Below are 17,801 nucleotides of genomic sequence, written 5' to 3' on the forward strand. Positions count from 1 at the left end.
CGATGCGGAGCGTAGTGGCACGGCGGAGGAGGGGTTTCCCTTGGTGGAGGCCGGAGTGGACAGCAGCAGCTCGCGGACGACGGCCCTGCACCAGCCGCGTCAGGACCGCAGCCCTTCTCCCTGCGCGCCCCGGGCGGCGGGCCTCGGCCCCGACGCCGGCGCGTGCGACCTGGTCACCGTCCCCGCCCGGCAGGGCCTGGAGGCGGTCGACATCCTCCGGCTGCGCGACGGCGTCGGCCCCGTCCTCCACGACGACGAGTGCGACACCCTCGGCTTCCTGGTGCCCCCCGGCACCGCCGACGCCTGGGACGTGCCGGGTAGCGCCTGCACCCAGACCCACGGCCGGGGGCTCCGCGCGGTCCCCGAGGGGGTGCTGCTCACCGGCGCCGGCTGGCTCGTCGCCCCGGAGGCCGCCTTCTCCTCCGCCACGGACCCGGCGGTCCTGCGCGCCGCCCTCGGCGAGGCCGCCCGGACGATCGCGGCGGTCGACCGCTGCCGCTAGCCGCCCCTCCCCCCTGGGCGATACTTGCCGGGTGGGCAAGGTCAAGAAGAAGCAAGGGCGCGGCCGCGCCGCCGAAGCGGTCGCGGAGCAGGTCGGCGGCGGGCTCGCCGAACTCGTGCCCGACCGTGACCGGCCCCGGGGGTTCACCCTCCTGATCGACGGCGCGCCCCAGTCCCACGTGGATCTCGACGACCCCGCGTACCTGGACTTCGCCTACCAGCGCCGTCTCGGCCACATCGCCGACCTCGCCGCGCCGCCCGGCAAGCCGATCCAGGCGCTCCACCTGGGCGGCGGCGCCTTCACCCTCGCCCGGTACGTCGCGGCGACGCGCCCCCGCTCGACCCAGCAGATCGTGGAGATCGACGCGCCGCTCGTGCAGTTCGTACGGCGGGAGCTGCCGCTGGACAGCGGCTGGCGGATCCGGGTGCGGGGCTGCGACGCCCGCGAGGGGCTGGCCAAGGTGCCCGACGGCTGGGCCGATCTGATCATCGCCGACGTCTTCAGCGGCGCCCGCACGCCGGCGCACCTGACCAGCGCCGAGTTCGCCGCCGAGGTGCGGCGGGCGCTGCGGCCGGGCGGCTTCTACGCCGCGAACCTCGCGGACGGCCCGCCGCTGGCCTACGTGAAGTCCCAGATCGCGACGGTAGGCACGGTCTTCCCCGAGCTCTGCCTGACCGCCGACCCGGCGGTGCTGCGCGGGCGCCGCTTCGGCAACGCCGTGCTGCTCGCCTCCGACCACGCCCTGCCGGTCGCCGAGCTGACCCGCCGGGCCGCGTCCGACCCGCACCAGGGGCGGGTCGAACACGGGCGGGCGCTGGCGGACTTCACGGGCGGCGCGGCTCCGGTCACGGACGCGAGCGCCCGGCCGTCGCCGGAGCCGCCGCCGTCGGTCTTCGAGTGACCCCGGACCGGCGGGACAGCCGCTAATACAGCGGCAGCTGACCCGTCCGGGCGACCTGGGAGTACCAGCGGGCGCTGGTCTTGAGGGTGCGGGTCTGGGTGGCGTAGTCGACGTGGACCGCGCCGAAGCGCTTGCTGTAGCCGTGGGCCCATTCGAAGTTGTCGAGCAGCGACCAGAGGAAGTAGCCGCGGACGTCGGCGCCGTCGGCGATGGCCCGCCGGACGGCGTCGAGGTGGGCGTGCAGGTAGGCGATGCGCTCGGGGTCGTGCACCGTGCCGTCGCCGTCGGGCTTGTCGTCGTACGCGGCGCCGTTCTCGGTGACCACCAGGGGCAGGCCGGGGACCTCCTCCGCGAAGCGGACCAGCAGGTCGTACAGGCCGGTGGGGTCGACGGACCAGTCCATGGCGGTCCGCTTGCCGGGCGGGCGGTGGAAGGCGACGCCGGCGGCGCCCGGCCAGGGCGAGGGTTCCGGGGCCTCGCCGGGCAGGCCGTTGTCAGTGGCGGCTGATACCACTGTGGGTGTGTAGTAGTTGATGCCCAGCGAGTCGAGGGGGTGCTTGATGACGCCCGGGTCGCCGTCGTGCACGAACGCCCAGTCCGTGATGCCCGCCGTGTCGGCGAAGAGATCCTCCGGGTACGAGCCGTGCAGCATGGGCCCCGTGAAGATACGGGTGGCCAGGGCGTCGATGCGCCGCTGAGCGTCGATGTCCTGGGGGGCGTCGGTGAAGGCCCGGACGACGCCGGGGTTGAGGGTGACCGACACCTGCCCGTGGGAGGGCAGGGCCGCGCGCAGGGCCTGGGCGCCCAGGCCGTGGGCGAGGTTGAGGTGGTGGGCGGCGCGCAGGGCGGCCAGCTCGTCGGCCCGGCCGGGGGCGTGCACGCCGGAGCCGTAGCCGAGGAAGGCGCTGCACCAGGGCTCGTTGAGGGTGGTCCACATGTCGACGCGGTCGCCGAGGGCCTCGGCGACGAGGTGGGCGTAGTCGGCGAAGCGGTGGGCGGTGCCGCGCTCGGGCCAGCCGCCCGCCGTCTCCAGCTCCTGCGGCAGGTCCCAGTGGTAGAGGGTCAGGACGGGACGGATGCCGTGTTCGAGGAGGTCGTCGACGAGGGCGCGGTAGAAGTCCAGGCCCGGCTGGTTGGGGTGGCCGCGGCCCGAGGGCTGGACGCGCGGCCAGGAGACGGAGAAGCGGTACGCACCGAGGCCGAGGTCGGCCATCAGGCGGACGTCGTCGCGGCGGCGGTTGTAGTGGTCGGTGGCCGTGTCGCCGGTGTCGCCGCCGAGGGTCCTGCCGGGGGTGTGGGAGAAGGTGTCCCAGATGGAGGGGGTGCGGCCGTCGGCGTGGGGTGCGCCCTCGATCTGGTAGGCGGCGGTGGCGGTGCCCCAGAGGAAGCCGGGCGGGAAGTTCACGGTCATCGGGTCTCCGTAAGTAGGTAGACGGCCCGGGAGGAACGGGAGAAGGGGGAGCGGGGTGGGCGGAGGCCAGTGGGGTGGTCAGGGGGGCGGTCAGCCCTTGACGGCGCCCCGCATGATGCCGCCGACGATCTGTTTGCCGAAGAGGGTGAAGGCGAGCAGCAGCGGCAGGGTCCCCAGCAGCGCCCCGGCCATGATCACGGCCTGGTCGGGGACGTAGCCGCGGCCGAGGCCCGTGAGGGCCACCTGCACGGTCGGGTTCTCCTGGGTGAGGGCGATGATCGGCCAGAAGAAGTCGTTCCAGGCCTGGACGAAGGAGAGCATGGCGAGCACGGCCATCGCGGGCCGGGCGACGGGGAAGACGACGTGCCAGATGATGCGGAGGCTGCTGGCGCCGTCGACGCGGGCGGCCTCGACGAGCTCGCCCGGGAGCGCCTCCAGCAAGTACTGGCGCATGAAGAAGACGCCGAAGGCGCTGACGAGGGTGGGCAGGACCACCGACTGGAGCTGATCGGTCCACTTGAGTTCGGCGATGACCATGAAGAGGGGGACGACGCTGAGCTGCGGCGGCACCATCATGGTGCCGATCGTCAGGAGCAGCAGCGCGCCGCTGAAGCGGAACTTCAGCTTGGCGAAGGCGAATCCGGCGACGGTGCAGAAGAGCACCGTGCCGAGGGCGACGGTGCCGGCGACGAGCAGGGTGTTGAGGAGGGCGAGGCCCATGTTGGCCTCGGTCCAGGCGGTGGCGGTGTTCTCGGCGAGCCGGGTGCCGAACCAGAAGGGCGGCGGGGTCTTCGCGAGGCGCATGTTGTCGCGGGAGGCGGTGACGGCCGTCCAGACGAGGGGGAAGAGCGAGCCGGCGGTGAAGACGGCGAGCACGGCGTAGGTGAGGGGGCCGCCGTGCAGCTGGCGGCCGGCGCGGGTGCGGGCGGTGGCGGGGGTGAGTGCTTGCCTGCCCGGCCGGCGGGGGCGGAGGCGGCGGCCGAGGCGGCGGAGCCTGCGGAGGGCCGCCGTGCGGGCCCGGGGCCGCCGCCGGGGGCCGGGGCCTTCGCGTTTCGGTCGTCCGGTCGTCGTGAGCGTCACGGCAGCAGCCCCTCAGTGGCTCTTCCTCAGCCGCCGCGCGATCAGCATGTTGGCCGCGGCGATCAGCAACAGGATCAGGAACATCGTCCAGGCGACGGCGGAGGCGCGCCCGAGGTGGAAGTTGAACCAGCCCTGTTCGTAGAGGTAGAGGCCGAGGGTCTGGAACTGGTGCGAGGCCCCGCCCTTCTGGCCCCCCGCCCCGCCGAAGAGCAGGGGCTCGCCGAAGAGCTGGGTGGCGCCGATGGTGGAGACGACGACGGTGAAGAGGATCGTGGGGCGCAGGGCGGGCACGGTCACGTAGCGGAACTGCTGCCGGCGGGAGGCGCCGTCCAGGGCCGCGGACTCGTACAGCTCGTCGGGCACGGCCTGCATGGCGGCCAAATAGATCAGGGCGTTGTAGCCCGTCCACCGCCAGATGACGATCGAGGAGACGGCGATCTGGGAGCTCCAGGTGCCGTTCTGCCAGTCGACGGGGCTGATGCCGAGGGCGCCGAGGGCCCAGTTGACCATGCCGTAGTCGCGGCCGTAGAGGAGGACGAAGACGAGGGTGGCGGCGGCGACGGAGGTGGCGTACGGGGTGAGGAGGGCGACGCGCCAGAAGGTGGCGGCGCGCAGCCGGTAGTGCAGGAGGTGGGCGAGCCAGAGGGCCATCAGCAGCTGGGGGACGGTGGAGAGGACGCCGATGGTGAGGGTGTTGCGCAGGGCGTTCCAGAAGAACACGTCGTCCAGCAGCCGGACGTAGTTGTGCAGGCCGACCCACTCCATGTGGTCCGGGGAGGCCAGCTCCACCCGGTGCAGCGAGGCCCATCCGGTGTAGATGAGGGGGAAGAGGCCGAAGGCGCCGAAGAAGAGGAAGAAGGGGGCGACGAAGGCGTAGGGGCTGTAGCGCACGTCCCAGCGGTAGAGGCGGCTGCGCCAGGGGCCCGGGGCGGTGCTGCCCTGGGCACGGGGCGGGCGGGGCACGGGTGTTCCGGCGGCCGCCGGGGTGCGGGCCGTGGCCGTCATGCGTCCATCCCATTGCCGGTCATGTGTCCACCACGTTGTCGATCTCCTTCTGCGCCGCCTTCCAGCCGGCCCGGGGGGACTTGCCCTGCTGCTCGACCTGGGGGATGCCGATGTCGGTGAAGGCGGTGCCGATCTGCTGCTCCTTCGGGCCGATGACGAGGGTGGGGATGGCGCGGGCCGCGGCGGAGAAGATCCGGCCGGTGGGCGCGCCGCAGAAGTAGGGGTTGCGGGCATCCCGGACGAGGGGCATGGCGTAGGAGGCGGGGGTCGAGGGGATGCTGGCCTGCCGGCCGAACAGCTTGGCCTGCTGTTCGGGGGCGGTGAGCCAGGCGGCGAGGGCGGTGGCCGCGGTGCGGTGCCGGGCGGCCTTGGGGACGGTGATGAAGGAGCCGCCCCAGTTGGCGGGGCGGGGGGCCGCGGCGACGTCCCACTTGTCCGCGCCCTCGGCGCCGGCCTTCTCCTTGATGTAGCCGAGCATCCAGGGCGGGCAGGCCACGGAGGCGAAGCGGCCGTTGGCGTAGGCCTGGTCCCAGGGCTTCTCGAACTGCTTGAGGCGGGCGGTCAGGCCGCCCGTGGCGGCCTGCATGGCGAGGTCCCAGGACTCCTTGACGGCGCGGCTGGTGCGGTAGACGGGCCGGCCGCTGTGGTCGTAGTAGCGCTCGGCGTGGGCGTGGACGGAGGCGTTGTAGATGCCGGCGGCCGAGTCGGTGAAGACGGTGCCGGCGGGGGCCCGGGCCATGTACCGCTTGCCGGTGTCGATGTACTTCTGCCAGTCGCCGGCCCAGAGGCGGCCCACGCTCTCGCGGTCGGTGGGCAGGCCGGCCTTGGCGAAGAGGTCCTTGCGGTAGCAGACGGCGATGGGGCCGATGTCCGTGCCGAGGCCGATGGTGCGGCCGCTGCGCGTGGTGGCCTGGGCCCACTTCCAGGGCAGCCAGTCGCTCCGGTGGATGCCCTTGACGCGGGAGAGGTCGACGAAGCGGTCGGCCTGGGTGGTGACGACCTCATTGATGTTGCCCGTCTCGACGGCCTGGATGTCGGCGAGGCCGCCGCCGGCGGCGAGGTGGGTGAGGAGCTGCGGGTAGTAGGCGTCGTTCCGCTCGATCACGCTCTCCTTGATCGTGATCTCGGGGTGCAGCCGTTCGTACTCGGCGTAGAGACCGGCCTGTTTGTAGCCGAAGACGCCGAAGGTGCCGACGGTGACGGTCGTGCTGCGGACGCCGGCGCCGCTGCCGCCGCCCTCGCCCGTGCGGGCGTCCTCGGCGCAGGCGGCGAAGAGGACCGCGGCGAGCGTGGCGGCGATCCCGACGGCCGCCTCGCGGCGGCGCGAGGGTCGGCTCACGGCGCGGGGGCGGTGTGCCTGCGGGGGCCCGTTTCCGTCGCGCTGCCAGGTGCCATCGCTCACTGCCCTTTCCTCCGGGGCGCGGCTCCGCGGAGCTACGCCGCGCCGCGCCCAGTCCCGGCATCCGATCATTCCCTCGGACGAGGCGATCATCGCTCCGGCCGCGCCCTCCTCACCCGTAGGAGGGAGCTCGCGCGGGGGCGCCCGGGCGGGGCGGGGGCGTCAGGCGAGGTGGCCGGTGTCGTTCCAGCGTTCGAGCGCCGGGGCGCCGTAGGCCCAGCCGAGGATGGACAGCGAGGTCGGGTCGAGGCGGATGCGGGAACCGAAGAAGATGTCCTCGCCCATCCAGCGGGCCGCGATGGTGCGCAGGATGTGGCCGTGCGCGAAGACCAGCACGTCGCGGTCGGCGGAGCGGGCCCACTCGACGACCTCGTCGGCGCGGGCGCTGACCTCGGCGAGTTTCTCGCCCTCCGGGACGCCGTCGCGCCAGATCAGCCAGCCGGGGCGCTGCGCCTTGATCTCGGCGGGGGTCATGCCCTCGTAGGCGCCGTAGTCCCACTCCATGAGGGCGTCCCAGGGGGTGGCCCGGTCACCGAAGCCGGCCAGCTCGCAGGTCTCGTGGGCGCGCAGCAGGGGGCTGGTGCGGATCTCGGTGTCCGGCAGGCCGTTCCAGGGGGCGCGGTGCAGGCGCTCGCCCAGGAGCTCGGCGCCGCGCCGGCCCTCGTCGAGGAGCGGGATGTCCGTGCGGCCGGTGTGCTTGCCGGACAGCGACCATGCGGTCTGTCCGTGCCGGGCCAGCAGGATCCGCGGTGCCATGACGCGCCCCTTCATCAGTGTTCGGTGATATTTCCAACAGAACTCATCACAGAGCGCCGCACCGCACTAAGGATTTCAAAAGAACGGCGACAGAAACGATCTGCTCGCCCTCCATCATCGCTCACCCGCAGAGCCGCATTCTTCACACCGGTCACAGGCAACCCGGGCCGGGGCCGGGACGTCTCCCTCACCGCACCCGTCCGCACGGCAGAGCACATGGCAGAACAAGCGGCATAACACACGGCGGAACAGCGGACGAACTCGGAGCATCCGGGAAGTCGCGGGGCGGTGTGCGATCGATGCGACGTACACCGTACGGTGGCATGCGCGCTTGTTGGCCGACGGACAAATGGAGAGCGTACGGATGTACCGCACTGCACCGCTTCGGAAGCGGCCGCGCTGGTGGACCGAGCTGCCGCTGATCGCCGTGGTGTACGGGCTGTACTCCGCCGGCCGGCTGCTCGTCCGGGGCACGGTAGAGCCCGCCGTCGACCACGGCCTGGCCATTCTCGATCTTGAGAAAACGTTCCGAATAAACTTCGAGCACCCGCTCAACCGGCTGTTCACCGAGCACCCGGCCCTCGGCATACCCGCCGACTTCGCGTATGCGTCGCTGCACTATCTGCTCACGCCCGCGATCCTCATCTGGCTCTTCCGGCGCCGCCCCGCCGAATACCGCCTCCAGCGCAGCTGGCTGATGATCTCCACCCTCATCGGCCTCGTCGGTTTCACCCTGCTGCCCACCTGCCCGCCCCGGCTCCTCGACGCCGGCCAGGGCTTCGTCGACACGATGGCGCAGTACGGCTCGTACGGCTGGTGGGGCGGCGAAGCGAGCGCCCCCCGCGGCCTCGGCGGGATGACCAACCAGTACGCCGCGATGCCGAGCCTCCACGTCGGCTGGGCCCTGTGGTGCGGCGTCGTCCTCTGGCGCCAGGGCCGCACCGCCTGGGCCAAGGCGGCCGGCGTGATCTACCCGCTGGCCATCACCCTCGTCGTGATGGGCACCGCCAACCACTACTTCCTCGACGCCGTGGCGGGCGCCGCCGTGATGGTCGCCGGCCTGCTGCTGGCCAAGCCCGCGCTGCGGCTGGCCGACCTCGTCAAGAGCCGCCTGACCGGCGCGGGACGCGGGGAAACGGCCGGGACGCCCGCGCATGTCAGTGCCGGGTGCGAGACTTCGGCGGGTACAGCGCTTTCCCGGGCAGCGGCCTCCCGCTCCGCCGCAGGAGACGGCCGTCCGGGAGCGCCGCAGCGACCCTTCGAGGCGGATGCCAGTGACCAGATCCCCCGACAGCCGGCCCACGGCAGGGCCGGCGAAAGCCGCACCGGCGACACTGCGGCAGCGGCTCGCTGAGCTGCGCGGGCCGGGCAGCGCGCAGCGCCCGCTCGACGCCCGCGCCCTCGCGGCCCTCGCCGCCAACCCCGGCTGCCGCCGCCGGGTCCTGCTGGACGGCGCCGGAGTCGACAAGTCGGCCCTGGCCCGGGCCCTCGGCGCGCCGGCCGCCTTCGGGCAGTCGCAGTTCGCGATAGCGCGCGGCCATTCCTTCGAGGCCCGCGCCAAGGCCGACGGCGGCACGGAGCTCGTCCGGCTGCTCCACGAGCAGCTGCGCGACGGCGCTCCGGCCCCCGCGCCCGGCTCCGTCGATGTCCCCGACCTGACCGCAGGCGGCCCCGAGGGCCGCACCGCCCGGACGGCGCTCGCCCTGCGCGAGGCCACGGCCGCCGGCCGCTGGGCGCTCCTCGACCACCCGCTGCTCGCCCTCCCCGTGGCGGGCGCGCCCGCCTTCCTCGAACCCGACGCCGTGGTCGTCCACCCCGACGGGACGTGGACGGTCGTGGAGATCAAGTCCTTTCCGGTGATCGACGGTGCGGCCGACCCGGGCAAGGTGGGCGCCGCCGCCCGGCAGGCCGCCGTCTACGTCCTCGCGCTGGAGGAGCTCGCGGCCCGGGTCGGCGACGGCGACCCCGCGCGCGTACGTCACGAGATCCTGCTCGTCTGCCCCAAGGACTTCGCCAACGTCCCGGTCGCCGGGCTCGTCGACGTGCGCAAGCCGCGCGCCACCACCCGCCGCCAGCTCGCCCGGCTCGCCCGCGTCGAGGACATCGCCGCGGAGCTGCCCGCCGGCACCACCTTCGACCTGTGCCTCGCCGACGACGGCAAGACGGCGCGCAGGCCCGCCGGGGAGCTCGCCGCCGCCGTCGAAGCCGTCGCCGCCGCCTACGCGCCGGAGTGCCTGGCCGCCTGCGAGCTGGCCTTCCACTGCCGCGCCCGGGCCCGGGCCGAGGGGTCCGTCGCCGCCCTCGGCCGGGGGCTGCGCGGGGAGCTGGGCGGGCTGACGACCGTCGAGTCCGTGCTCGCCGCCGCGCTCGGGGACGCTCCCGTGCCCGAAGGAGCGCCCGGCGGTGCGTCCGATCCCACCGTCGTCGCGCTGCGCCGCGCCGCGGCCCTCCGCGCGGAGGCCCTGGCCCCGCCGTTCACGGGAAGCGAGGCCGCATGTCGCTGATCACGACGCTCGCCCGGCTCGAAGCCGTACGGGACGGGCGCGCACATCCCCTGACCACCGTGCGCCACCGGCATCTGGCCGAACGGCCGCTGGTGTTCGTCCCACTGACCACGGCGGGCGAGGCCGGCGCCCCGCTCGGCGCGCTCGTCGGCACCGAGCGCGAGCGGCCCCGGCTGCTGGCCGTGCCGCAGCCGCGCGACCGTGACCTGCGCTTCGCGTTTCTCGCCGAGCTGGCCGAGGAGATGCTGCCCTACGTCGAGGGGTTCGCCGGAGACATCACGCTGGAGGAGCGCAAGGAGACCGACCCGGAGACCGGCAAGAAGGTCACGGTCCAGGCCGAGCTGTGCGCCGGGGCGCCGCAGCTGCTGGTGCCGGGCGCGGCGGCCGTCTCGTACGTACGGCTGCTCGGGCGCTCCATGCGCTTCCGCCGCACCGCGGAGCAGGACCCCGAAGCGCCCCACCCCGCTCCCCCGCGCGTGCCGCTCCTCGGCCGCTGGCTCACGCACTTCGGCGAGCGCGCGCGGGTGCCCGGCTCGTCGCTGCTGCTGCCGATGACGGAGTTCCTCGGCCGCCACTGGGCCACCGGCCAGAGCACTCTGGAGGACCAGCACCTGGGGGCACTGCTCGCCTGGATCGACCCCCCGGAGGGGCTGACGGGCGCGGAGGCGGCGCTGCGCGCGGAGCTCGCGCGGGACGCGGCCGGGCAGCTGCTCCACCCGCCCGCCGGCCCGGCCACCGACCCCGCCTTCGACAACAAGCTCCTGGCCCCGGCCGTCGCGCGCCACGACGCCGGGCTGCCGGGGGCCGCGGAGGAGATCCGCGCGCTCTTGGAGACGCAGCTGCGCCCCACGTGGGACGCGGTCTGGCGCGGCGTCGACCTGCTGCGGGCGCTGCCCGAGGGGGAGCGGGCCGGCGAGCGCTGGAAGCGGGACCGCTGGTCCTACACCGCGCACCGGGACCGCGTCCGGGCCGGCGAGCCGCCGCAGCCCCGGCGGGACGACGCGGTGACGGCCGCCCGCAAGCTCGCGGCGCGGGAGGCGGCCCAGGCGCAGCTGGAGGCTCAGGAGGCGCTGGACGATCCGCTGGTGATGGCCGGCCGGCGGCTGGCGGGCGAGGCGTTCGCGGGGGAGGTGACCGAAGTGGTGATGGAGTACACGGAGGCGAAGGTGCCGCGGCCCAGGCCGCTGGTCACCGTGCGCACGGACGACGGCCCGTATCTGACCGAGGGGGCGAAGGTGTACCGCGCCCTGCCGGACGGCAAGGCGCAGCCCGGCGAGTTCGCGGGGCACGTGCCCGGTGATCCGGGGTCCCTGACGGTGCGTCTGACGGGCGGCATGGGCCGGGGCCGGGTGCCCGAGCCGGGTTCGGTGCCGGAGAAGGGGGACCGCGTGTGCTGGACGCTCTTCGAGCACGCCCCGCGCGGCGGCCCGGAGCTGCCCGATCCCGAGCGGACGCCGTGGACGCACGGCGGGCCGCCCGGCGAGCCGGCGGCGGAGCTGCCCGATCCCGTGACCGCGGAGGACCTGCTGTGAGGACGCCCACGATGCACCCGGAGAACGCGGGGGCGGTGCCGCCGCCGCGCGGGCGCGCCTGGGACCCCGGCGCGGCCGCCGAAGACGTCACGCGCCGGATCCTGCACGACACCCTGCACAGCCCGGAGCGCGGCGTCGTGGTCGACTCGCCGCCGGGCGCGGGCAAGTCGACGCTCGTCGTCCGGGCCGCGCGGGAGCTGGCCGCGGCGGGCCGCCCGCTGATGGTCGTCGCGCAGACCAACGCCCAGGTGGACGACCTGGTGCTGCGGCTGGCCGCGAAGGACCCCGAGCTGCCGGTGGGGCGGCTGCACAGCAGCGACACGAACCCGTACGACCGGGCGCTCGACGCCCTGCCCTCCGTGGTGACCTCCGCGAAGGCCGCCGAGCTGGCGGGGCTGCCGGTCGTGGTGTCCACGGCCGCGAAGTGGGCGCACACGAAGGTCGCCGAGCCGTGGGGCCACGCGATCGTGGACGAGGCCTACCAGATGCGGTCGGACGCCCTGCTCGCCGTGGCCGGGCTCTTCGAGCGGGCGCTGTTCGTGGGCGACCCCGGGCAGCTGGACCCCTTCAGCGTGGTGGGGGCGGACGGCGTCGCGCAGTGGGCCGGGCTGTCGTACGACCCGTCGGCGAGCGCGGTGAGCACGCTGCTCGCCCACAACCCGCGGCTGCCGCAGCACCGGCTGCCGGTGTCCTGGCGGCTGCCCGCGTCCGCCGCGCCGCTGGTGTCCGCCGCCTTCTATCCGTACACGCCCTTCCGCAGCGGCACGGACCACGGCGCCCGGCGGCTGTCCTTCGGCGTGGCGTCGGACGGCTCCGGCCCGGACCGGGTGCTGGACGAGGCGGCCGTCTCGGGCTGGGGCCTGCTGGAGCTCCCCGCCCGGCACACGCCGCGCACGGACCCGGAGGCGGTCGGCGCGGTCGCGCGCGTCGTGCGGCGGCTGCTGGACCGGGGCGGGGTGACGGTCAGCGAGGCCGGGCCGGATCCGGTGCCGCTCACGGCCGCCCGGATCGCGGTCGGCACGGCCCACCGCGACCAGGCCGCCGCGGTCCGTACGGCGCTGGCCGGCCTGGGCGTGCAGGGCGTCACGGTCGACACGGCGAACCGGCTCCAGGGCCGGGAATTCGACGTGACGGTCGTCCTCCACCCGCTCTCGGGCCGCCCGGACGCGACGGCCTTCCACCTGGAGACGGGCCGCCTGTGCGTCCTCGCCTCACGGCACCGGCACGCGTGCATCGTCGTGTGCCGCGCGGGCGTGGACCGCCTCCTGGACGACCATCCGTCGACCGAGCCGGTGCAGCTGGGGGTGACGGTGAAGTTCCCTGACGGGTGGGAGGCGAACCACGCGGTGCTGGCGCACTTGACCGAGCACAGGGTGGCGTGGCGGCCGTGAGGACGGCGGCGGGCCTCCCGGCGGTGCCGGACCTGGCGTGCGCGCGGGGGTTAAGCGTGGCACGGCACCGCCGGACAGCGCCGTCGGCGATCCCGCCGCTGCGGCGGAGGAAGGGGCCTGCCGGGAAGCCGTCGGGCCCGCCCGCAGGGCCCCCTTGCGGTGCGCAGGACAATGGAGGGCGGTGCAGACGATCCTGGAGGTATGTACATGTCCGAGCCGCAGTCGGCTCCCGACGCGGGTCCGAGCGACCGGCCGCGTCGTCTGAAGCCCGCGCAGCTGCTCTTCGAGCCCCCGGAGGCGGTCGCCGATCCCGAGCACTTCTTCGATCTTGAGTCGATCGAGGACCCCCGTGAGCTGCTGGCCCGTTCCACGGAGCTCGCGCTGGCCTTCCGTGCCGCGGCCGACCGGGCGACCGAGTTCCAGGCCGTGGCGGCGGCCCAGCTCGCCGACCCCCGGCGCTTCGACCGGCTGTCCACGGCCGTGATCGCCGAGCGCGCCGAGTGGAGCGAGGACTATGCGAAGAAGATGGTCGAGTTCGGCCGTGACCTGCTGCGCGGTGGCGGGACCGAGGAGTGACCGGCGCCGCTTGAGGCGCGCCGCACCCCGGTCCGGGGACCTCTCGCACCCCGGACGGCCCGTGGTCACCACGACGACCATGGGCCGTTGGCATATGCGGCGCGCAAAATAGCGCACCGCACCCCGCGCTGTCCCGACTTCCGCAACTACCCGGATCCGCCGCGGCCGCACCGCTGAGCATGGGCGCCATGACCTCTCGGCAGTACGACCCGCGCGATCCGCTCATCCGGCCGCTCCCCCGGCGCGGCGATGCCCCCGGCGTCTCCTCCCGGCTCCCCGGCACCGCATCCCACGTCACCCTCGCCGGGGCGGACTGGCTCGCCTCGGCCAGCCCCTTCCCCCGGAGCGTGCACGCGCTGTGGATCGACTGCCCGGCCGGCCCGGTCGTGCTGCCGTGCGGCGTCGCGTTCGACGTGGTCAGCGCGCCGGCCCTGTTCGGCCGCCGGGTGCTGGACCGGTTATGGGGGAAGGGGCCGGGCTCGGGCCCGGTCGCCGTCCAGCGCGGCCGGCTCCAGCTGTTCGCGGCCCCCGGCACCGCCCAGCGCCTGCCCGCGCTGCTCGGCTGGGAGGAGTGGGCGCGCGCGATGCCCCCGCTGCTGTGCCACGGCACGGGGGACACCGTGACCATCCCGCCGCTCTACCCCCCGGGCCCGGACGAGCCCGCGCCCCCCGTCTCCCGCTGGTTGGTCGCCCCGGAGGTGCGGCACCCGTGGCTGCCGAACGCGGAGGCGCTGCTGTGGGCGTGCGTGCGAGTGGCGCGCGCGGAGGCCGGCTCTCCGCTGGCGGAGCTCCCCCTCCGGGCGGCGGACCGTGCGCCCGAGCCCGCGCTGTGAGCTGCCGGCCACCCTGCCGCCCGCCCCGCCGCACCCTCCCCCGTGTGGCCCAGGCCACCCCTCTGACCTGCACAACCACCCCCGTGGCCCGCTGAAACATCCGGATTTTCGTTCCACCCGATCAGGGTGCTAAAGTCTTCTCTGTCAGCAGGCGCCGCTAGCTCAGTTGGTTAGAGCAGCTGACTCTTAATCAGCGGGTCCGGGGTTCGAGTCCCTGGCGGCGCACAGACAGGCGAAGGCCCTCACCGCAAGGTGAGGGCCTTCGTCGTATGCGCTGCGCCGCGCCCACCGCAACGGCCTACGCCCGGCTCACCCCCACCGTCCACGACCCGCCGGCCGTCCGCCCCCGTACGGTCACCCGGACGCCGTCCACCTCCGAGCTGAGCGACTCCCCCACGCCCAGCGGCGCGTCGGCCAGCGGCGGGTAGACGGACTCGCCCCAGCAGGCCTGGTGGCCCGGGTGCCCGTCGAGGACCTGCACCGGCCCGCCGCCGGAAGCCGTATCGCTGTGCACGCGGTAGATGAGGACGCCCTCGGTGCAGGCGCCGCTGTCGTTGCCGAAGGCGGAGCGCGCCTCGACGGCGAGGGCCGTGGTCGTCCCCGTACGGATGACGACCAGGCGGGTGCGGTTGTCGCCGCCCGGCTGCATCGGCGTCTCCAGCGGCTGGAGCGTGTAAAGGGCGCGGCTGGGGCCGCGGGCGCAGGCGACCTGTGCCGGGGTGAGCCAGCCGAGCTTCCACTTGTGCCAGCCGAAGGGGTCGGAGGCGAGCCCGAACTGGCTGCCCATGAGGTCCCAGTCGCCGACGTGGGTGTCCCAGTCGCCCTTGCCGTCGGTGGGCCGGTGGTAGAGGTCGGGCAGGTCCAGGACGTGCCCGGTCTCGTGGGCGAGGACGTTGCGGTCGGGCGGGTGGTGCTCGAAGACGGTGACGATGCGGCGCAGCGGGACGCCGTCGGCCTGCAGCGGCCGGTCGAGGTTGACGACCTTGGTCGCGTCGGAGTCGACGCCGGGGGCGTCGGGGTCGGCGACGAGGTAGACGAGGTCGTAGCGGCTGAAGTCCACGCCGGGGTCGGCGGCGGCGACGGCGTCGCGCAGGTAGTCGGAGCGCCGGTCGCCGTCCCAGTCGCGCTGTATCCGGTACGAGGTGGCGGACCGCGGCATCCGGAACCACCGCTTCACCGGGTGGGCGCGCAGCGAGAACCGCCCGTAGGACGCCCGTTCGAAAAAGCGGGAGGTGGCCGGGAAGTGGTCGGCCGCGAGCTTCTCGGGGCTCACCGCGGGCTTGGAGTCCGGGAAGGACAGGAAGATCATGACGGCGTCGAGCCGGCCCACGGGCCGTGGGTAGGCGGGGTTCCAGCTGTCGAGCCCTTCGGAGTGGTGGGCCTGGCTGCGCGGGAGCGCACAGGGCCCGCCGGGCCCCACGGCCTGCGCGGGGACGGCGACGAGCGTGGTCGCCGCGATCGCGCACAGGACGGTGAGGACGGCCCCGACGCGGCGCAGCGGCCGCGGCCGGTCCACTCCCATGGGTGTCTGCGGACGCACCACGTCGACCTCCCGGGACGGATTCGGGACACCTCATCCACCCTCGGTGGATTTGTGGTGTTATGCCCTATTCCGCTGCTCCGGTCGAGTGACTAGGCCGACTTCTGGGTACATCACACTCAGTCACTGATGGTCAATCGAGAGGGTGTGGCACTACAGGCTCAGGCACGAGCGCGCACGGTCGTGCAGAAGTGGACAACCCGGGGTCGGCGGCCCGGCCTCGCTCGTGAGGGCCGCTGGAACGGTCCTCTCGCGAGCTCTATGATCGCCACATTTCCAGCACGGATACCCCGGGCGGACGGCCTCCCGCCGCCTGTTCGGACACGCGTACGAGATCCATGAGACCCATACGAAGCCAGTGCGGAACGAATGCCATGCGGGAGCGAGCGGTGAGCGGAACCCTCGATGGCCAGGGCGGCGTGCCCGGCCCTACGCCTACAGTCGTCACGCAACGTAATGAATCCAGTGATTTTCGTGCCGCGTTCAATGCCGCGCAGCTCGCCATGGCCGTGGTGGGCCGCGACGGCCTGGTGCGCACCGCCAACCACGCCCTCGGGGCGCTGCTCGGCACCGATCCGGCCCGGCTCGCCGACGCCCCGGCCGCCGAATTCACCGGCCTGCGCGAGGACTCGCGCACCTGGAGCGCGTACCGCGAAGTGCTGCTCGGCCGCCGCGAGCGGCTGCACTGCACCCGGCGGCTGAAGCACACCGGCGGCCAGGGGGTGTGGGCCGAGGTGATCGTCACGCCGCTGCCCGACAGCTGCGACACCCTCCTGTCCGTCGCCGACATCAGCGACCGGCGCGACCTGCGGGCCCGCCTGCGGCACCTGCGGATGCACGACCCGGTCACCCGGCTGCCCAACCGCAGCCTCTTCTTCGAGCGGCTGACCACCGCGCTCGCCACGGCCTCCGCCGCGGACGGCGGCACCGGCCGGATCGGGGTCTGCTATCTCGACCTCGACGGCTTCAAGGCCATCAACGACACCCTGGGCCACCGGGCCGGCGACAGACTCCTGAGCGCGGTGGCCCGCCGGCTCAGCGAGTGCGCCGCGCCCGGCGGCCACCTCGTCGCCCGGCTCGGCGGCGACGAATTCGCCCTGCTCGTCGAGGAGTCGGCGGGCACCGAGCAGCTCGTGGAGCTCGCCGCCTGCGTCCAGGACCGGCTCCAGCGGCCCTTCGACGTGGCCGGCCAGCGGCTGTCGGTCTCAGCCAGCATCGGCGTCGTGGAACGGCCCGCGGCCGGCACCCACGCCACCGAGCTGATGCAGGCCGCCGACACCACGCTGTACTGGGCGAAGGCCGACGGCAAGGCCCGCTGGACGCTCTTCGACCCCGAGCGCAACGCCCACCGGATGACCCGTCAGGCCCTGTCCAGCACGCTGCGGCCCGCGGTCGAGCGGGGCGAGTTCGTGCTCCAGTACCAGCCGCTGGTCGGCCTGGTCGACGGCGTCGTCCGCGGGGTGGAGGCGCTGGTCCGCTGGCGGCACCCGCAGTTCGGGATGCTCCCGCCGAATCGGTTCATCGGCCTCGCCGAGGAGACCGGCGCCATCGTCCCCCTCGGCCGCTGGGTCCTCGGGACGGCCTGCCGCCAGGCCAGGCTCTGGCAGCTCGCGCACCCCACGGAGCCGATCGTCGTCAGCGTCAACGTCGCGGTGCGGCAGGTGTGGGACTCCGACCTCGTCTCCGACGTGGCGGCCATCCTCGCCGAGACGGGCCTGCCGCCGCGGCTCCTCCAGCTGGAGCTCACCGAATCGGCCGTGATGGGCTCGGCCGGCCGCCCCCTGCAACAGCTGCGCCAGCTCAGCGACATGGGCGTGGCCATCGCCATCGACGACTTCGGCACGGGCTACTCCAACCTCGCCTACCTCAGCCGCCTGCCGGTCTCCACGCTCAAGCTCGACGGCTCCTTCGTACGGGGCTTCCGCGCGGAGGAGCCGCCGAACCCGGCGGACGAGACGATCGTCGAGGCCCTCGTCCAGCTCGCGCACCGGCTGGGGATCACGGTGACGGCGGAGTGCGTGGAGAGCGCGGAGCAGGCGGAGCGGCTCGGCCGCATCGGCTGCGACACGGGACAGGGCTGGTTCTACTCCCGCCCGGTCCCGGCGGACTCGATCTCGTCACTGCTGACGACGGGGGTGCGCCCGTAGGCCGGAGCTCCCTTTCCGCCGCGACGGCGACCGGCCACGACGGCGCGGTCCGGCGGTGCCCGACGGCATCGGGCCGGACGGGCACCGCCGGACAGGTCCGTACGGGCTGAGCGCCGCCGCGGCGGAGGGAGTTTGCCGTGCCCGGCACGGAGACGGCACCTGTGCGCGTGCGAACGGCGGCTCACCTCGTACGCGCTGAACGCCGCCGCAGCGGGGGCGCGCCC

The 17,801-nt window shown here is 74.1% G+C and carries 15 protein-coding genes and 1 tRNA gene; 10 read left to right on the top strand and 6 right to left on the bottom strand.

The annotated features are described in order from the left end of the window. Positions 1–55 precede the first annotated feature (55 nt). Positions 56–502, top strand: a complete 447-nt coding sequence (locus PS271_RS09230; protein WP_398381483.1) for a hypothetical protein — start codon at positions 56–58, stop codon at positions 500–502. 31 nt (positions 503–533) lie between these two features. Next, complete coding sequence (locus tag PS271_RS09235) at positions 534–1,403, top strand: spermidine synthase (RefSeq protein ID WP_398381484.1); 870 nt, start codon at positions 534–536, stop codon at positions 1,401–1,403. 22 nt (positions 1,404–1,425) lie between these two features. Here the strand turns inward: PS271_RS09235 and PS271_RS09240 are convergent, their stop codons facing one another. The 5 genes from PS271_RS09240 to PS271_RS09260 form a co-directional block, all read right to left on the bottom strand. Next, positions 1,426–2,814, bottom strand: a complete 1,389-nt coding sequence (locus tag PS271_RS09240) for a GH1 family beta-glucosidase (protein ID WP_398381485.1) — start codon at positions 2,812–2,814, stop codon at positions 1,426–1,428. 90 nt (positions 2,815–2,904) lie between these two features. Next, on the bottom strand, positions 2,905–3,717 hold the full coding sequence (locus tag PS271_RS09245) for a carbohydrate ABC transporter permease (RefSeq protein ID WP_398386769.1): 813 nt from the start codon (positions 3,715–3,717) through the stop codon (positions 2,905–2,907). Positions 3,718–3,906: 189 nt separating this feature from the next. Next, complete coding sequence (locus tag PS271_RS09250; protein WP_398381486.1) at positions 3,907–4,899, bottom strand: carbohydrate ABC transporter permease; 993 nt, start codon at positions 4,897–4,899, stop codon at positions 3,907–3,909. Positions 4,900–4,918: 19 nt separating this feature from the next. Beyond that, on the bottom strand, positions 4,919–6,301 hold the full coding sequence (locus tag PS271_RS09255) for an extracellular solute-binding protein (protein WP_398381487.1): 1,383 nt from the start codon (positions 6,299–6,301) through the stop codon (positions 4,919–4,921). 159 nt (positions 6,302–6,460) lie between these two features. Then, positions 6,461–7,054 carry a histidine phosphatase family protein gene (locus PS271_RS09260; RefSeq protein ID WP_398381488.1) on the bottom strand — a complete coding sequence of 198 codons (594 nt, stop codon included), beginning with the start codon at positions 7,052–7,054 and terminating at the stop codon, positions 6,461–6,463. A 364-nt stretch (positions 7,055–7,418) separates the two neighbouring features. Between PS271_RS09260 and PS271_RS09265 the strand changes: the two genes are divergently transcribed. From PS271_RS09265 to PS271_RS09295, 7 genes are all read left to right on the top strand, one after another. After that, on the top strand, positions 7,419–8,408 hold the full coding sequence (locus tag PS271_RS09265) for a phosphatase PAP2 family protein (protein WP_398381489.1): 990 nt from the start codon (positions 7,419–7,421) through the stop codon (positions 8,406–8,408). Continuing rightward, positions 8,323–9,558 carry a PD-(D/E)XK nuclease family protein gene (locus tag PS271_RS09270; protein WP_398381490.1) on the top strand — a complete coding sequence of 412 codons (1,236 nt, stop codon included), beginning with the start codon at positions 8,323–8,325 and terminating at the stop codon, positions 9,556–9,558. Before PS271_RS09265 ends, PS271_RS09270 begins: the two co-directional genes overlap by 86 nt. Then, positions 9,549–11,090 carry a hypothetical protein gene (locus PS271_RS09275; RefSeq protein ID WP_398381491.1) on the top strand — a complete coding sequence of 514 codons (1,542 nt, stop codon included), beginning with the start codon at positions 9,549–9,551 and terminating at the stop codon, positions 11,088–11,090. Before PS271_RS09270 ends, PS271_RS09275 begins: the two co-directional genes overlap by 10 nt. 11 nt (positions 11,091–11,101) lie before the next feature. Continuing rightward, on the top strand, positions 11,102–12,481 hold the full coding sequence (locus PS271_RS09280; protein WP_398386770.1) for an AAA domain-containing protein: 1,380 nt from the start codon (positions 11,102–11,104) through the stop codon (positions 12,479–12,481). Positions 12,482–12,688: 207 nt separating this feature from the next. Then, positions 12,689–13,057: a DUF8844 domain-containing protein gene (locus tag PS271_RS09285; RefSeq protein ID WP_120758804.1), complete on the top strand. Its 369-nt coding sequence runs from the start codon at positions 12,689–12,691 to the stop codon at positions 13,055–13,057. 188 nt (positions 13,058–13,245) lie between these two features. Further along, on the top strand, positions 13,246–13,890 hold the full coding sequence (locus PS271_RS09290; protein WP_398381492.1) for a hypothetical protein: 645 nt from the start codon (positions 13,246–13,248) through the stop codon (positions 13,888–13,890). A 151-nt stretch (positions 13,891–14,041) separates the two neighbouring features. After that, positions 14,042–14,115: transfer RNA gene (locus PS271_RS09295), tRNA-Lys, on the top strand. Between the two features lie 73 nt (positions 14,116–14,188). Here PS271_RS09295 and PS271_RS09300 read toward each other — a convergent pair. Then, positions 14,189–15,412 (bottom strand): M6 family metalloprotease domain-containing protein, encoded by a 1,224-nt coding sequence (locus PS271_RS09300; protein WP_398386771.1) that lies wholly within the window; start codon positions 15,410–15,412, stop codon positions 14,189–14,191. 407 nt (positions 15,413–15,819) lie between these two features. Here PS271_RS09300 and PS271_RS09305 point away from each other — a divergent pair, with 407 nt between their 5' ends. Beyond that, positions 15,820–17,577, top strand: a complete 1,758-nt coding sequence (locus tag PS271_RS09305) for an EAL domain-containing protein (protein WP_398381493.1) — start codon at positions 15,820–15,822, stop codon at positions 17,575–17,577. The last annotated feature ends 224 nt before the right edge of the window (positions 17,578–17,801 follow it).

Source organism: Streptomyces sp. SCA2-17 (assembly GCF_044336695.1).

Excerpts from the sequence above, each read along its gene's own strand:
- PS271_RS09250 (WP_398381486.1), bottom strand. The coding sequence starts at position 4,899 with ATGACGGCCACGGCCCGCACCCCGGCGGCCGCCGGAACACCCGTGCCC.
- PS271_RS09285 (WP_120758804.1), top strand. The coding sequence starts at position 12,689 with ATGTCCGAGCCGCAGTCGGCTCCCGACGCGGGTCCGAGCGACCGGCCG.
- PS271_RS09265 (WP_398381489.1), top strand. The coding sequence starts at position 7,419 with ATGTACCGCACTGCACCGCTTCGGAAGCGGCCGCGCTGGTGGACCGAG.
- PS271_RS09260 (WP_398381488.1), bottom strand. The coding sequence starts at position 7,054 with ATGGCACCGCGGATCCTGCTGGCCCGGCACGGACAGACCGCATGGTCG.
- PS271_RS09270 (WP_398381490.1), top strand. The coding sequence starts at position 8,323 with ATGCCAGTGACCAGATCCCCCGACAGCCGGCCCACGGCAGGGCCGGCG.
- PS271_RS09300 (WP_398386771.1), bottom strand. The coding sequence starts at position 15,412 with ATGGGAGTGGACCGGCCGCGGCCGCTGCGCCGCGTCGGGGCCGTCCTC.
- PS271_RS09290 (WP_398381492.1), top strand. The coding sequence starts at position 13,246 with ATGACCTCTCGGCAGTACGACCCGCGCGATCCGCTCATCCGGCCGCTC.
- PS271_RS09275 (WP_398381491.1), top strand. The coding sequence starts at position 9,549 with ATGTCGCTGATCACGACGCTCGCCCGGCTCGAAGCCGTACGGGACGGG.
- PS271_RS09240 (WP_398381485.1), bottom strand. The coding sequence starts at position 2,814 with ATGACCGTGAACTTCCCGCCCGGCTTCCTCTGGGGCACCGCCACCGCC.
- PS271_RS09280 (WP_398386770.1), top strand. The coding sequence starts at position 11,102 with ATGCACCCGGAGAACGCGGGGGCGGTGCCGCCGCCGCGCGGGCGCGCC.